The organism is Flavobacterium psychrotrophum (assembly GCF_003403075.1).
GTDB lineage: Bacteria > Bacteroidota > Bacteroidia > Flavobacteriales > Flavobacteriaceae > Flavobacterium > Flavobacterium psychrotrophum.
On sequence record NZ_CP031557.1, the window covers coordinates 2621853 to 2637531 of the forward strand.

At 41.8% G+C, this 15679-nt stretch carries 7 protein-coding genes and 1 pseudogene; 1 reads left to right on the top strand and 7 read right to left on the bottom strand.

What is annotated here, in order from left to right; genetic code table 11:
* The first annotated feature begins 20 nt into the window (after positions 1 to 20).
* Positions 21 to 536, top strand: coding sequence for a hypothetical protein (locus tag DYH63_RS11290; protein WP_116788906.1), 516 nt, complete (start codon positions 21 to 23; stop codon positions 534 to 536).
* Positions 537 to 629: 93 nt separating this feature from the next.
* Here the strand turns inward: DYH63_RS11290 and DYH63_RS11295 are convergent, their stop codons facing one another.
* From DYH63_RS11295 to DYH63_RS11325, 7 genes and pseudogenes are all read right to left on the bottom strand, one after another.
* Complete coding sequence (locus tag DYH63_RS11295) at positions 630 to 2552, bottom strand: glycoside hydrolase family 43 protein (RefSeq protein ID WP_116788907.1); 1923 nt, start codon at positions 2550 to 2552, stop codon at positions 630 to 632.
* Positions 2553 to 2558: 6 nt separating this feature from the next.
* A complete protein-coding gene (locus DYH63_RS11300) occupies positions 2559 to 5072 on the bottom strand; it encodes an alpha-L-arabinofuranosidase family protein (protein ID WP_116788908.1) in 2514 nt (837 codons plus the stop codon).
* 111 nt (positions 5073 to 5183) lie between these two features.
* Entirely contained in the window at positions 5184 to 6551 is a 1368-nt protein-coding gene (locus DYH63_RS11305) for a glycoside hydrolase family 27 protein (protein WP_116788909.1), read from the bottom strand.
* A 90-nt stretch (positions 6552 to 6641) separates the two neighbouring features.
* Positions 6642 to 9065 (bottom strand): glycoside hydrolase family 2 TIM barrel-domain containing protein, encoded by a 2424-nt coding sequence (locus DYH63_RS11310; protein ID WP_116788910.1) that lies wholly within the window; start codon positions 9063 to 9065, stop codon positions 6642 to 6644.
* A 40-nt stretch (positions 9066 to 9105) separates the two neighbouring features.
* Complete coding sequence (locus DYH63_RS11315; protein ID WP_116788911.1) at positions 9106 to 10662, bottom strand: glycoside hydrolase; 1557 nt, start codon at positions 10660 to 10662, stop codon at positions 9106 to 9108.
* 65 nt (positions 10663 to 10727) lie between these two features.
* A pseudogene (locus DYH63_RS11320) lies at positions 10728 to 12493 on the bottom strand (RagB/SusD family nutrient uptake outer membrane protein).
* The gene (locus DYH63_RS11325; protein ID WP_116788912.1) at positions 12429 to 15569 is read right to left on the bottom strand and encodes a SusC/RagA family TonB-linked outer membrane protein; all 3141 of its coding nucleotides are present in this window, start codon (positions 15567 to 15569) and stop codon (positions 12429 to 12431) included. The pseudogene DYH63_RS11320 and the gene DYH63_RS11325 overlap by 65 nt, the downstream one beginning before the upstream one ends.
* Between the last annotated feature and the right edge of the window lie 110 nt (positions 15570 to 15679).

Genomic DNA, 15679 nt, shown 5'->3' on the forward strand with positions numbered 1-15679 from the left:
TAACAATTAAAAACACTGTCATGAAAAATATAGCTATAGTAGTTATGCTTGCGCTGGGCTTTACAGCCACAGCACAGGTTAACCAAAATGTAACCAAAGAAAGTACCACCACAACCGTAACGGTAAATAATGGTACAAAACCACGAAAAATAACAAAGACTGAAACTACCGAGGCAAAACAAAATATAGAGCTTAAAGATGCCGACAGTAAAAAGCTGAATAAAGATGTTAAACCTACGCCGGTACAGGTATCAAGCAGTACAACAATACAGGGCGACGGTATACCAACTTATTATGAGCTGAACGGCGAGCGCTACATTTTTGTTACTGACAGGAATGGCTACAAAATTGCATCGCCCACTGTTAAGAACTATGGTGTGGTACGTAAAACAGATAACGGACAATACATATACCGTACAAGCCAGGGCACCTCTATAGGGCATTTTGACGATAGCGGAAACTTTGTTGTAGAAACCTATGATGACAAAAGCGATGGCATTACTGTAGAGACTTATACTAAAGTTGCCAATCCGTAAAGATAATTTGAGTTATTAGTTAAGATTGCTATGAATAAAAAATCCTGAGGTGTAGTGCCCTCAGGATTTTTTTATGCGGTTTAGTCCGGATAATTATTTAATCGGCTGTATGCCTTTATGTGTAGGTACGGTTGTTTTTATAGAACCGTCTTTATTAAATTCCAGTTTATCTATACAAACTTCGCGGTGAAAACCTGCCGCATCGCCCATGTTTATACCATCAGGATAATTAAACCTGTGGTACACAATATACCATTCGTCCTTACCCGGCACCTGCACTACAGAATTGTGCCCTGTAGCATATATGCCACTTTCTTTATCGCCTTTAATTACTACATTATCAGCAGGTATTTTTATTGGCCCTAACGGAGACTTTGCAGTACCATAACGCACCTTATAGTTAGGGCTACGGGTATCGTCTTCGCTCCACATAAAATAGTATGTACCCTTGCGGTAAATTACATACGTACCTTCTCTAAAGGTATCATCCACCTTAATGGTTTTGGTACTGTTTTGCTTAAGGCTAACCATATTATCATTAAGCTCTGCCACAGCCATATAACCGTTACCCCAATACAGGTAGCTTTTATTGGTCTTAGGATCTGTAAATACATCAGGATCTATTTCCTGCCCGTCTTTTACACCATCCGGCCTGGTGGCAACAAGTGCCTTGCCGCTATCTACAAATGGGCCTGTAGGATTGTCGCTAATCGCCACGCCTATTTTTTGTGCTGCTGTAAAGTAGTAAAAGTATTTATACTGCCCGTTTATCTTTTTTTCTACAATGCAGGGTGCCCATGCGTTACGGTTTGCCCAGGTTACGTCTTTTTTAAGGTCTATTATAATACCCTCATCTTTCCAGTTGGTAAGGTTATCAGACGAGAATACCTTAAAATAGTAACCTCCCCACCCATCAAAACCATCGCTGGTAGGGTAAATATAATACTTGCCGGTTTTATTACTATACAGCACATCAGGATCTGCATAATAGCCTTCTAAAGCAGGATTGTTATTTATGGCAGGATAGTCTTTTGGCATCCCCCATTTAGCAATAACTGCTTTTAGTTCGCTACGGGTTATTGGCAATACGGTACCGTGTCTCGGGTGAAAATCCATGCTTACTTCATTATCTATTGCTGTAAAATACTCCAGGTCGGTACTTTTTGTAAACTGGTATTTGCCTTTAAGATACATATCATACATTAGTATGTATTCATTGGTATGATTCAGCTTAAACACACCCGATCCTTCTACTGCTTCGGGTGTTTGTTGCAGGTACTTGTCATTTTCAGTCCATTTACCCGAAGTTAAATCGGTTGTGGTAGCCACTTTAATACCTGCCTTTTCACCTTCGGTTTTATAGAATAAATGGTACACACCATCTTTTTCAATAATGTCGCCGTCAATGCACGCCTTGCCGGATTTTGGAAAGAACAATTGTTTAGGTGCACTTTCAAAACCTGTAAAATCTTTGTTAGCGTATGCGTAATAAATTATGTCAGCGCCATTATCGTGCTGCATACTAAAGTAGACCATATACTTACCGGCCTTAGCATCATAAATGGTTTGCGGTGCCCATACACGCTTCAGGTTCTCATTACCCGAAAACGCTTTTTGAATGTTTACAACAGATGATGTCCAGTTAACAAGGTCGGTACTTTTAAGCAATACCATAGCACGGTTGCTGTCCCATCCTTTAGAAGATGTCATATCGGTAAGCGTCATATAAAACGTTTTGCCATCTGCACCGCGCAATATGTGCGGATCGCGTACACCACCGGTGCTGCTTATTTTTTTGCTGTCTATAACAGGCTTATCATTATTTAAAGTATAAAACTTATAGCCATCTGCACTTATGGCATAGCGCACCTGTTCTTCGTCTACACTATTACCTGTAAAATATACAAATAAGTAAGCATTAAGATCTTTATCAGGCACTGCTGCCGGTGGCTGCTGTGCATTTAAAAGCGGTATTATTGCAATAAAGAGTAGTATAAGTGATTTGAATTTCTTCATAATATTTTATTTGGTTTTAAATCGTATAACCGTAAACGAATACGGTGGCAGCTCCTTGCTAAGTGCCTGCTGCGACGGTATAGAAGTAGTTACAGGTTTACCTGTTTTACTATCAGGCTTTTCGGCAAATACAGTGTAAGTAGCCGCCCCTTTAGCTGTGATGTTTTGTAATGCTATTTCCGGCATAACACTTACAGGCAGTACGTTTGCTATTTTAATAATAAGGTCGCCGGTAGCAGCATCTGTTACTACAGAAATACCTAATCTTTTATTTACCTCGCTATTATCTGAAAGTTTTACAAAACTTTGCAGATAGCTGTCGCCGGGGTTATTACCATATAATTGCTGTACATAATAATTTACGGTAGGCTTAACTTCGCTGCCATTAAAATAAATAAGGTCAGGATTCCATTGTGTATGGTTTTCTCTTGCTAACATTGGCGCATACGAAGCCATACTTACCACATCGCCGTTACGCTCTACCCCTGTAAGGTATAAGGCTTCGGCCAATGCATTGTACATGGTGTTACCCCATGAGGCATATTCCCCAAGATATACTTTAGCCTTAGAGCGATCGTAACTGTCATAAAAGTTTTGATTGTTTATAAACCACCCCGGTTGTTCATAATAATGTTCATCTACCAACGGTAAATTCAGCTTATCGGCTATCGCCCAGCCTTCACGATAATCTGAGCCTTCAAAAAATGGGCCCACGGTACCTATCACTTTAATATCCGGATATTGTTTGCGTACGGCATTAACAATCATTGTATAGCGTTCTTCAAACACATCGGTAATCAGGTCTTCATTACCAATGCCAATATACTTAAGGTTAAAAGGCTTAGGATGTCCTGCTTCGGCACGTTTTTTACCCCAGGTTGTGGTAACGCTGCCATTTGCATATTCTATAAGATCCAGTACATCCTGCACATATTCGTCCATGTGTTCCATTGGGATACCAAACTGCTGTCCGGCGCCACCTACGCCCGAATTTTGGCATGGTACACCCGCTGCCAATACCGGCACAGGTTCTGCGTCCATGTCTTCGCAATACTGAAAGTATTCAAAATAACCCAGCCCCATACTTTGGTGATAGCCCCACAGGTTACGCATTGGCTTGCGGCTTTCAAGCGATCCTATGGTGTTTTTCCAACGGTAAATGTTATCAATACCATCGCCATGCGCCACGCACCCACCCGGAAAACGCATAAACCTGGGGTGCAGGTTTGCTACTGTTTCTGCCAGATCTGCACGCAGGCCGTTCTTGCGGCCTTTGTATGTTTTTTGTGGAAACAAGGATACCATATCAATAGCCGTTTCACCAGTAGTACTTATTTCTAAGACAGCGTCTGTAACCGTTTTACCTGGCTTTAGTATAGCTGAATATTTTTTCCAAAGTGTACCAGGCTTAATATTGGCCTGCGCCAAAATAATACCTGTTGCATCCTTAAGTTTTACAGTAAACGCCGCACCTTTTGCAAAAACCGAAAGGTCATACTTATCGCCTGCCTTTAAGGCTATACCATCAAAACCGGTATTGCTTACCGTATTGTTTTTAATAATGGCATAATGGGCATTGTTGGCATGGATACCGTTAACACTATCCAGTTTAAAAGTTCCTGTCCAGGCCGTGGTATGGTTCCAGTTTTTATCCTTGCTCTCCTTATCACTAAGGGCATATTCAAAATCACGATTCTGGATGAGTTCGGCATACAACCCACCATCGGCAGCATAATTAATATCTTCAAAGAAAACCCCGGTAAGCAGGTTGCTTATCTTTTTGCTTTGGCTAGCATCAACCGTAATTTTTGCCTGTAAGGACTTTAATCCGGCAAACATTTTGGCATCGCTTTCCGGCGAAGTTTTGTTGTGTTCGTTTTTATATTTTACAGACTGAACTGTCTTTACAAGATTCTCTACCACACTGTAATCAACCTCTGTAATAGTACCTATATGACTTTCGCCCTCTATAATAACTGTTCCTTTTGCAGCTGCGGCAGTTGCGGAAGATTTTGTATCAGTATACTTTTTAAAATCAGCCGTGGTAGTGTTGTAAGGTTTTCCATTACTTGTAAAGTTTATGACGTAGCTTCCGTTGTTTGCTGATACTGTAATATTTTCTACATTACCACCTTTCATTACAGGTACATAGGTCTGGCGGTTCCAGTTAACAAGATCAGTACTGGCGGCATGGGCAAGAACATTGTCCCTTTCGTTTACACTCCACAGGCAATGGTATATGCCCGCATTATCTTTAAACAAAAAAGGATTAAGCATTCGTTTTTCTGCACCCCAACGCCCATAATCACATTTTAAAAAGCTATGCTCAGGACCAATGGCAAACCAGTTTTTTTTGTCATTACTCCACGCAAAATGAAGCCCGTTATGCCCTTTGTCCTTCTCTGTGGCATAGGCAAAAAGGTATACCTTGTGCGGGCCGTAATCTTTTGGATTAGTGCCAAATGCAGTGAGTATTGTAAAACAATATAAAACTATAAACAGTAAAGTTATTTTCTTCATAATGAGGTTTGGTTAAATTTCTTTGATGTTGTTATTGCAAATTAATGACAATTAGCAATAATAGTCAAATAGACCATAAATAAACATCAAAGAAATATTTAACTGTTCGATTTACTTGCTTAATTTATATAAAACCGAACTATGCGGCTTTAGGCTTGCAGAAATTATACCCGATACAGTACCGCCCTTTGCTGCACTATTCCACATATCTGTCACTTTTACATTACCTGAAACACCAAGATCAGCCAATGTTACAGCTACTTCTTTTTCAGATTCAGAAATATTAAATAAAGCAAGATAGGTACTACCATCTTTAGGATTCTTAGAAGTAACGGCTATCTGCCCGTCTTTCTGGTAAATTTGCTTTACATCAGTACCCTCACGATGCATCTTTAACACCTCATCATTAGTAAGGAGTGATAGCGTAAACGCGTCGTTACTCGGCATATCACCACCAAACATCAACGGCGATTTAAATATGGTAAAAAATGTCATCAGCAGGTACTGCTCATCTTTGGTCAAGCGTGTCATACGGTCCTCGCCACGCTCACCACGTACCGATATGCGTCCAAGCGGAATCATATCGCAATCCGGCCATGTACCCGGCGCTATATACGGATACCACTTTTGGGCAACATCCATAAGATGGGTTATGTGTGGCCAGGTATCCCAAACGTCGTCTACCATACGCCACATATTAGCATGGTTACTAACGTGTACAGCATCTTCAATTGGGGTTTCTCCCGGCGAGGTGCTCAGTACTATTTTCCTGCCACAATTATCAATGGCATTGCGTATTAGGTTAATCTCTCCTTCATGATACGGGGCAGAAAGGTCATCGATTTTAATAAAGTCTACACCCCATGAGGCATACAGGTTAATGATGGAGTTATAATACTCTTGTGCGCCAGGCTTATCTGCAAGTATAGTATAGTTATCCTGAAGCCACTTACACTGCATATCTGTAGTATAGATCATATCTGCAGTAATACCGTTAGTACCCAGTATTGGCATTTTTTCCTGCACCGCTTTTTTAGGAATACCGCGCATTATATGAATACCATATTTAAGGCCTTTACTGTGCACATAGTCTGCCAGTGCTTTAAACCCTTTGCCACCTTTAGCAGACGGAAAACGGTTTACAGCAGGCTGATAGCGCCCATACTGGTCTATAACATAACGCGGGTCTGTCTGGTTGTATCCACCTGCCTTATCATTCTCTACAAACCAGCGGATATCGGTTACTATATATTCCCATCCGTGGCTTTTAAGGTTGGCCGCCATATAATCTGCATTAGCCTTAACCTCAGCTTCGGTAACTGTAGGGCCATAACAGTCCCAACTGTTCCAGCCCATAGGCGGGGTTTGTGCCCAGGTTTTAAATTCACCCTGCTTAAATGCAGTTGTTTTTTTACTACTGCCACAACCTGACAGCAAAGCAATACTGCACGCGGCAGCTACTATAACTTTTACTTTCATCTTAAAATAAATAAACTACTGTATACAGCTTTGCAGCCATATACAGTAGTGGTTTTGGTTTTTTACTAACTATTTACCAATATGTTTTTACTATTTAATTGTAATCGTAGCCTCTGCTGATTTTAGCCACGGGCTGGTAAACTTAACGGTAACCTGTCCTGCATCACCAGTTGCCTGTATGTAAGCAAGTATGTGCCCGTGAAATGCCCTCTGTACATTATCTGTATAATCGGTCATATCGCTGTTATTACCTGCCTCAAGACCTAATAATTTTGCAGGCCCGCTTACCACAGTAGTAATCTCATTGTCAGACAGCATTACCGGAAGCCCGTTTTCGTCAACTATTTGCAATAAAACCTGGGCAGTGCCTTTTTGTTTATCAATAGTAATGCTTTTTTGGTTAATTACCAATGCATAAGGCTGCTTAGATGATGAAACCGCAAAACGGCTTACCTCTTTATTGTCTGCACTAAGGCCAATGGCTTCAAGCTTACCAGCCTTGTAAGGCACATCCCATGAAATAATACCTGATTTGGCATCATAGTTTTTCACTTCGCCTATAACTTTACCGTCAAGCTCAAGGCGTGCTTTAGCAGCGTTAGTGTACACTACTACCCTTACGGTCTGTCCATCTTCATAATTCCAAATTGGCCACGCATCCATAGAAAGTTCCCTTTCCTTTTTAGCAACATACGTCCCCGCAAAAATCATTGGCTTATCTGACCAAAGCGACTGACGGAAATAACCGCGTGGCTTTATTTGCCCTGCAAAATCTACAAGACCTGAATAGAAACCTCTTGATGGCCATTTACCCGATTCGCCTAAATAGTCAATACCCGTCCATAGGAACTGCCCAAAAATATGCTCGTTGTTTTTAACCGCAAGCCAGGCTTCCATATCGTGGCGGTTTTCGCTGCCATAAATTACCCTTTTAGGGTATTTTTTGTGGTCTGTCTGGTATTTGCTTTCGGTATAATTATACCCGGTAATATCTATTGCCCCCGGATATTCAGTCTCGTTACTCATTGCTACACCTGCAAGGCCTGCAGTTGTAGGGCGCGATTTGTCATATTTTTTAACCGCTGCTACAAGGCGTTTTGCAATGGCACCAAGGCGCATGGCATCTGGCGCATCTTTTTTATAACCACCATAAGCTGCCTGAGAGAAGCCATTATTTTTATCGCCATCAAGTACCGGGTGCGAATATGGGTCGTTAGGATAATCTACCTCGTTACCTATGCTCCATGCAAATACTGACAGGTGGTTACGGTCGCGGCGCACCATATCTTCAAGGTCTTTTTCTGACCATTCTGCAAAAATATCATAAGAACCTTCAAAGCCCGGTGTACCCACGTTCCAGCCCTCAAGCCATTTACGTTTAGGATATTCCCACTCATCATAAGCTTCGTTAAGTATTAAAAGTCCAAGTTCGTCACACAGTTCATAAAACACAGGAGCCTGTGGATTGTGGCTTGTGCGCACTGCATTAACACCAATAGATTTAAGGGTTTGCAGTCTTGTTTTCCATACATCGCGTGGCACGGCAGAACCCAGTACACCGGCATCGTGGTGCAAACAAACACCTTTAAGCTTCATCCATGTTCCGTTAAGGGCAAAACCTTTATCAGGATCAAAGGTAAAACCACGGAAACCTGTAGTAAGTGTTGATTTATCTATTGCCTTACCATCTTTAAGTACCGTTGTTTTTAGCGTATACAGGTTAGGATTGTTTAAGCTCCAAAGCTGTGGGTTACTTACCTTAAGCTGTGTAGCTATCTTTCCTGATTGATTAGCCGCTACTGTTACCTTGTCAGAACTTTTAGCAACTGTTTTACCGTCTTTAGATACCAGTTCGCTTACTACTGTAACGGCCGATTTTGAAGACGATCCGTTTTCTACCGAAACCTCAACATTCAGTACACCGTTTCCGCTTTTCACTTCAGGATAAGCATACACACCCCATTGCCCAATGTGTACAGGGTTAGCATATACTACCCACACATTACGGTAAATACCTGATCCGGTATACCAGCGTGAGTCCGCACTTTTACTATGGTCTACACGCACGGCTATGGTATTTTCTTCGCCATATTTAATATATGGTGTAGCATCATAAGCAAAAGATATATATCCGTTAGGGCGTTTGCCTAACGATTTCCCGTTTATAAACACCTCACTCCTGTTATATACCCCTTCAAAGTACAGGTATACTTTTTCGCCTTTTTTGGCTTGTGGTACATTTAGTGTTTTACGGTACCACCCTATACCACCCGGCAAGAACCCGGTAGCACTGGCAAGTGTAGGGCTAAGCTGGCCTTCTACACTCCAGTCGTGCGGTACATTAACTGTTTTCCAGTCTTTCTCGTCTAACTTGGTATTTTGCGCATTTGGCGCATCCTGAAGAATGAACTTCCAGTTATCATTAATTTTTTGTGGCTCTCCAAACGATACCTGTGCCGTACCCGATATGCAGGTAAGACCCAGGATAAAAAGTGCTAATTTCTTAATTGTCATTATTGGCTATTTTTAATTTTTGATTGTTTTGGCTTAGAATTTATTCTGCTATTATTGTAACTACAGATCTTGACGGTATAGTAACCTTACCCTGGGTTACTGTAGCGGGCTCAAGATTTTTTTGAGCCGATGTTATGTATAGTATAAGGTTTGTAAGTGCGGTTCCGTTTTGTTTTAATACAAATACTTTATCTTCAGGAGCCGTGTTGATTACAACTGTTACCAGCTTACCTGTAGACGGGTCTTTATATGCTGAATACAAAAAACTTTGCGCCTGTATATCTCCTAAAGAACTACTTATCTTAACCCTCTTGTACCCGGGACGTATAAAGCGGCTGTAGTTACCCATGGCCCAAAGCATTTTACTTTCGTAATAATTACCATCTGTATTATTCTTGTCTACATATACCAAGCCGTCTTTATAGTTGTAACCAGAAATGGCTATCCACCAGTGCCACGCCGTAGCATTAGCCACCGTAAGGTCGCTGTGTATTACTTTAGCAAGATATAAAGCCGGAGAAATACCCAGGTCGCGCCCGTTACCCTCTATCTCGCCGGCATTGTCGCCCAGTATACAGTATTCTGACATCCAGTAGCGCAAGCCCTGCACCTGGCTTACGGTCGATGCCAGTTGCTGCCTTTTAGAGACCATGTTATTGTATGGCGATGTAGTAAAATAACTGTGCCCGGAAATAGCATTATCAAGGTGTGGCAAGTTACCTACGTAATTTGCAGTGCCCGGTATAAAAAAGTCTTTTACCTGGTCTGCCCTGCCTGGTTTATTGCCTGTTGAATACAAATAATCTATTTGTGCACACTCAGCAATATTAATTCTTGTATCAAGCCCTTTTTCTTCAATTTTCTGGCTTAAAAGTGTGGTAATTTGTGCTATTTCATTGTTAAAGAACGGAGTTCCCTCCTGCCCTCCGTCTGCCCAATCCCATTGGGGTTCGTTCAGCGGGCTAATGTAATCTACATCAAGGCCTAAGTTGTTTAGCCCTTCTGTTACATTTACAAGATAATCTGCATATGCAGAAAACTTAGAATCATCCAGGTTTGATGCCTGCGCATTACTGGTAAAAGCCTTCCCGTTGTTGGTAAGCGATACCGGCGGGCTGTTAGGAAAAACCAACAGGTTTTGCACGCCGCGCTGTTTTGCAGCATTGGCAAACCATACCTGTCCTGCCTGCCTGTTCCAGTCATACGTACCGTTAGGTTGCAAAAAAGATTCTGCCCTGCGCCACTCATCGCCTATACCGCTTGCCGCGCCCTGTTCTGCACTTCCTGCACCTATGTTAAAGCGCCATAGCGAAAGGCCAATCCCCTTTGGCTTACCGGCGGCATCATCTTCGGTACTAAAAAGCAAATCAGCAATGGCATCTTTTTTTGCGTCGGGCCATTTCCCCACAAACTGGCATGACCACGCATCAGACGCGCCAAAGTGCTCTATAGACTGATACATACTACCGTCTTCTATATTTAAAGACAGTTCAGTATTTTGTCCACCATTTTCCGAAGCATCCTGGGTACTGCTGCAAGAAGCACTAATTATGGCTGTTATAGTAAGTAATAAGGTTGTAAGGTGATTATATTTCATAGTAATTATATAAAGAGAAATCCGGGGCGCTCTCACACTGCACCCCGGATTGCGGATTAAAAAAATTAGTAACCCGGATTTTGCTCTAGCACATTGTTAGATGCTAATATTTCAGACCTTGGTATAGGCAACCAGTAATGTTTCTCCTGGAATGCTTTACCTTGCAGTGCTGTAGTAACGGTGTAGTTAAATGTACCATCAGCATTTTTATTGATGCTAATACCTTTTGCTGTAGCATTTTCTGTTTGTGCAGCAATTTTCCAGCGGCGTACATCATAAAAACGGTGCTCTTCAAATGCAAGTTCTATCCTGCGTTCGTGGCGAATGCGTTCGCGCATATCGCTTTGAGACAGCCCTGAAGGAAGTACCGGCATACCGGCTCTCTCCCTTATGCTGTTTACAGCATCATAAACCGAAGCATCAGGACCTGCAGCCTCATTTTGCGCCTCTGCATAGTTTAGCAATATTTCACCATAACGGATATATATCCAGTTCTGAACACCTGCCACAGCCCAAGGGTTGATGATAGGAAGATCTTCACGAAGAAACTTTCTTAAATAGTAACCACTCTTACTTGTGTTCCATGGGTCAAGTCCGTCTGAACTGTCTCTTCCCCCGGACGGAATGTTTCTACACTTCTGTCTTTATATTCAGCACCATTAAAAAGTACGGTCTGGTAAAAACGAGGATCACGATTTTCATAAGGCGCAGCTGCCTGTGTAGGGTTATTCCAGCTAAATGATGTACCATCGGCCATTTCATAATCATCTACAAGGTTTTGCAATGGCACGTTTCCGCCCCATCCGCCATAGCCATTAGGGCCGTTAGCAATTTCGAGCGCAAGGTGGCGCCCAGTAAGATTGTAAAAACGTGCAAAGATGTATTCTGAATTGCTCTGCTCGTTTGTAAATAGTTTATCATAACCTCCCTGAAACAGGGCATATGTGCCTAAATCCATAACGGCTTTATTTGCAGCAGCAGCAGCGGCCCATTTCTGAGCATCAGATGAACCTCCTGTGTATAGTGGGCTAGCACCGTATAATAACAGCCTGCCTTTAAGGGCAAGTGCTGCACCTTTTGTGGCACGTCCTTCTCCATACTGGCTGCTGTTTGATGCCGGAAGGCCGGCAGCAGCTTCGTCAAACTGTGCAGCAGCATAAGAGATAACCTCTTCTATAGGCCTGCGGTCGAAAAGAGCTGGGTCTGCATAATTTTCACCGAGTTCGAAAACCCTGTCACCCATAAGCACTACCTTACCGTAGTTCCTTACAAGATCAAGGTAACGAAATGCCCTCTGAAATTTAAGCTCAGCAATAAGGCGGTTAGTGCGATCTGCGCTCATACCTACCTGCTGAATATTTGCAAGAGCATAGTTAATTTCGCGTATACTACGGTAACTTCTTGCCCAGAAAGTTCCGGCAATACCCGTATTTTCAGGAGCAAGGGCACCCTGCTGTATCAGCCAGGTATCGTCATCATTATTATAAATAGATTCATCTGTAAGCGAGCTCCACATACCGTATTCAAAGCCACGGCCAAAGCCCGGCTGATTAGAGTCTCCCTCTTTATTGGTAAGTTTAACCCCCATATAGCGGTTAATAACGTAGGCTTCAAAAAGCGTAGAGTCGGTAAGTATTGCAGCATCAGATACCACACTTGTAGGATTTACATCCAAAAAGTCTTTTTCGCAACCTGTAAGTACCGCACCGGTAGCTACTGTTAGCGCTAAAAACCTGATTATATTAGCTTTTTTCATAGTTTTTTTATTAGAATTGAACATTAAAACCAAGGTTGATAATTTTTTGCTGCGGATAGAACTGCCCGCTTTCATTATTACCTTCCGGGTCGTAATCTTTTACCTTAGTAAGTGTAAACAGGTTAAACGCACTGGCATATATCCTGAAACTTGAAATGCCATATGAGTTAAGTATATCAGATGGAAGTGTATAACCCAACTGTACGTTTTTAAGCCTTACGAATGATGCATCGTTTAACCAGAAATTGTTACGCCTGCCTCCACCACTTATTGCTGTACCAGACCTTTCGCTTACACGAGGATATGTACCGTTAATATTTGTAGGGCTCCAGCGGTTATCTGCCCAGCTGCTGTAAAAATTGCCTACTGTACCACTCTCCGGCAATACATACTGGCTTACTTGTGTTTGTCCTGAAAATACTACAGATATATCAAAGTTTTTATAGCTGGCATCTGCTGTAAGGCCAAATGTCATTTGGGGTATGTTACCATACTTAGTACGCACCATATCATCGGCAGTAATTTCTCCGTCACCATTAACATCCCTAAAAATAAGGTCGCCAGGCTGTGCTGTAGAAAGATGTGGTGTGCCATTAATTTGTTCCTGAGTTTTATAAATGCCTACGGCATCATAAAGCAGATACGTCCCCCATGGGTTACCTGTAAGCCTTTGATAATCTAAAGTTCCCGGTGCTTCATCATTGTAAACCACTTTACTTTTTGCAAATGTAAAGTTACCCGATACACCCCAGCTAAAATCGCCCTGATGGCTGTAGCCAAGTGTAGCTTCTATACCGTAACTTTTCATTTCCCCTATATTTTCTTTAGGTACTAACGGGTCAGAACCATTTGGGTTAACAATACCTGTAGAACCCGGTATAGATGCGTTACGTGCTATAAGTATCTTGCTCCTGTCCTGTGTAAAGTAAACAACTTCCGCAGTAAAATTTTTCAGGAAACGGGTATTGATACCAAAGTCCATTTTTGTAGCCCTCTCCCAGGTAATGCCCGGGTTAGCAAGTTTAATAAGGTCAATACCAGAATTAAGTACATTTCCTGTAACATATCTGTTATTAAACGCATAATTATTAAAATACTGGAATGCCTCAGTACTATCATTACCCAGCTGCCCCCATGAGGCACGTATTTTAAGATCGTCAAAGAAAGAAACGTTGTTTACAAACCAGTCTTCTTTAGTAAGGCGGTAACCCGCTGAAACCGATGGGAAGAAGCCATACCTGCTACCTGACGGGAAATATGATGAACCATCTACTCTCATTTGAAGGTCAAGAAGGTATTTTTCATCAAAATCATAAGCGATGCGGCTTATGTAACTTTGCCTTGTATAGTTTGTAGTAGAACCCCAGTTATCCCTGTCTGTAGCTGATGCTCCACCCTGAGATAGTTCTGGTGTTTCTGTAGTTGGGAAGTTGATACGCGAAGCACCAAACCTGTGCCAGTTTAGTTCGCTTTGCTCATACCCTACAAATGCATCAATGTTATGAACGCCAAACTTACGCTTAAAGTTTAGCTTGATGTTTGATACCGTTTGAGACTGGTTAGTCTGTTCTTCTGTAAGCGCACCTTTTTGGTTAGCACCGCCACCTACTACATAAGCATCATAATTACCAGTAGCCTCGTTATAATCGTAAAGGTTATAAGGTGTAGCAAAACTTTTAGAACTGCTCTGGCTTACATCTGCCGAGTAAAAACCATCAACTGATAACCCTTCAAGGAAACCAAACTGATAGCTACCACGAAGGATACCATTAAACACATAAGTAGGATTCTCATTAGTACCACCCAATCCTGTAGCAAGTACAGCAGGGTTGCTCCTCTCAATACCTAAAGATGGTAAACCGTTAGGATAATAGGCAGGTACTGTAGGGAAAGCCCTATAGATGGTACGGAAAATTTCGCCTCCACCCGTTACAGGAAATACCCTGTCTTCTTTACGTCCTGATAATGAAACTCCTATCTTAAGGCGGTCATTAATATTTGTATCAATGTTAGTCCTTACGTTATACTGATTATAATCTGTAGCGCTGTTTCTGTACAAACCTTCCTGAGATACTTTACCAATAGAGAAAAAATAGTTTGTATTTTCACTACCTCCCTGCACATTAAGGTTGTGCTGGCTTTGAAGAGACGTTTTTCTTAACGCAACCTTAGCCCAGTCAGTATTAGGATGTCCCAGCGGATCTGACCCATCTCGAAACTGCTGTATATCATTATCGCTGTATACGTTATTTAAACCTACTGAGTTATTGTTATAATAGGCTATTTCATTTTGTATTTGAGCATAGGTAGCCGCATCTGCCATATCCGGCAACCTTGTTGGCGAAGAGAAGCCCTGGTCAAAATTATAGCTTACCGACATTTTGCTGCCGCGCTTACCTTTTTTAGTAGTAACTAATATTACACCATTTGCCGCACGGCTACCGTAAATAGCTGCAGAGGCATCTTTAAGTACCGTTATGGTTTCTATCTCCTGGGCATTAAGCCTGCTAAGGCCGCCTATTTGTCCCGGCACACCATCTACAACTACAAGTACGTCATTACTGTTCATGGTAGATATACCACGAATGGTTATAGCTGAATCATCATAACCCGGTTCTCCACCACGGTTACTGGCTATTACACCACTTACACGCCCTGCAAAACCATTAGATACGTTTACTGCAGGACTTTTGGCAATACTTTTACCGTCAATCTCAGAGATTGAACCTGTTACGGTAGCTTTCTTTTTAACACCATAACCTACAACAACTACTTCTTCCAGTTCTTTGTTATCTTCCTGAAGTGTTATGTTTATTGTTGTCTTTCCGCCAACTGCCACTTCCTGGTTTTTAAAGCCAATACTGCTGAATACTAAAACAGCATCTGGTGCAGAAGCTTCTATTGTAAAGTTTCCATCCATATCGGTAACAGCCGAATTACTGGTACCTTTTAGCATAACGGTAACGCCGGGTACCGGCATTTGGTCTGAACCAGATACTACCTTACCTGTTACCCTCGACTGGAAAAAATATGATGCCGTTGCATCGGGCGTATTAGCATACGCAAGCCCTCCTGATAAACCTATACACAATGCCAGTATAAACCTGCTTTGTACTATAAGCCTGGGCTTTAAAAATGTAATTCTGTTCATAAATTAAGTTTTTAGGTTAGTGCTACATACTTAATCGTTATCGAAAAAAGTGTGTAATGCGTGCAAAATTTTACGGTTAGTGCTATAAGCTTTTTTATCAATACATAAAA

What these genes read in the sequence shown, in the direction of transcription:
- DYH63_RS11290 (WP_116788906.1), top strand. Translation starts at nt 21, where the DNA reads ATGAAAAATATAGCTATAGTAGTTATGCTTGCGCTGGGCTTTACAGCC.
- DYH63_RS11295 (WP_116788907.1), bottom strand. Translation starts at nt 2,552, where the DNA reads ATGAAGAAATTCAAATCACTTATACTACTCTTTATTGCAATAATACCG.
- DYH63_RS11300 (WP_116788908.1), bottom strand. Translation starts at nt 5,072, where the DNA reads ATGAAGAAAATAACTTTACTGTTTATAGTTTTATATTGTTTTACAATA.
- DYH63_RS11305 (WP_116788909.1), bottom strand. Translation starts at nt 6,551, where the DNA reads ATGAAAGTAAAAGTTATAGTAGCTGCCGCGTGCAGTATTGCTTTGCTG.
- DYH63_RS11310 (WP_116788910.1), bottom strand. Translation starts at nt 9,065, where the DNA reads ATGACAATTAAGAAATTAGCACTTTTTATCCTGGGTCTTACCTGCATA.
- DYH63_RS11315 (WP_116788911.1), bottom strand. Translation starts at nt 10,662, where the DNA reads ATGAAATATAATCACCTTACAACCTTATTACTTACTATAACAGCCATA.
- DYH63_RS11325 (WP_116788912.1), bottom strand. Translation starts at nt 15,569, where the DNA reads ATGAACAGAATTACATTTTTAAAGCCCAGGCTTATAGTACAAAGCAGG.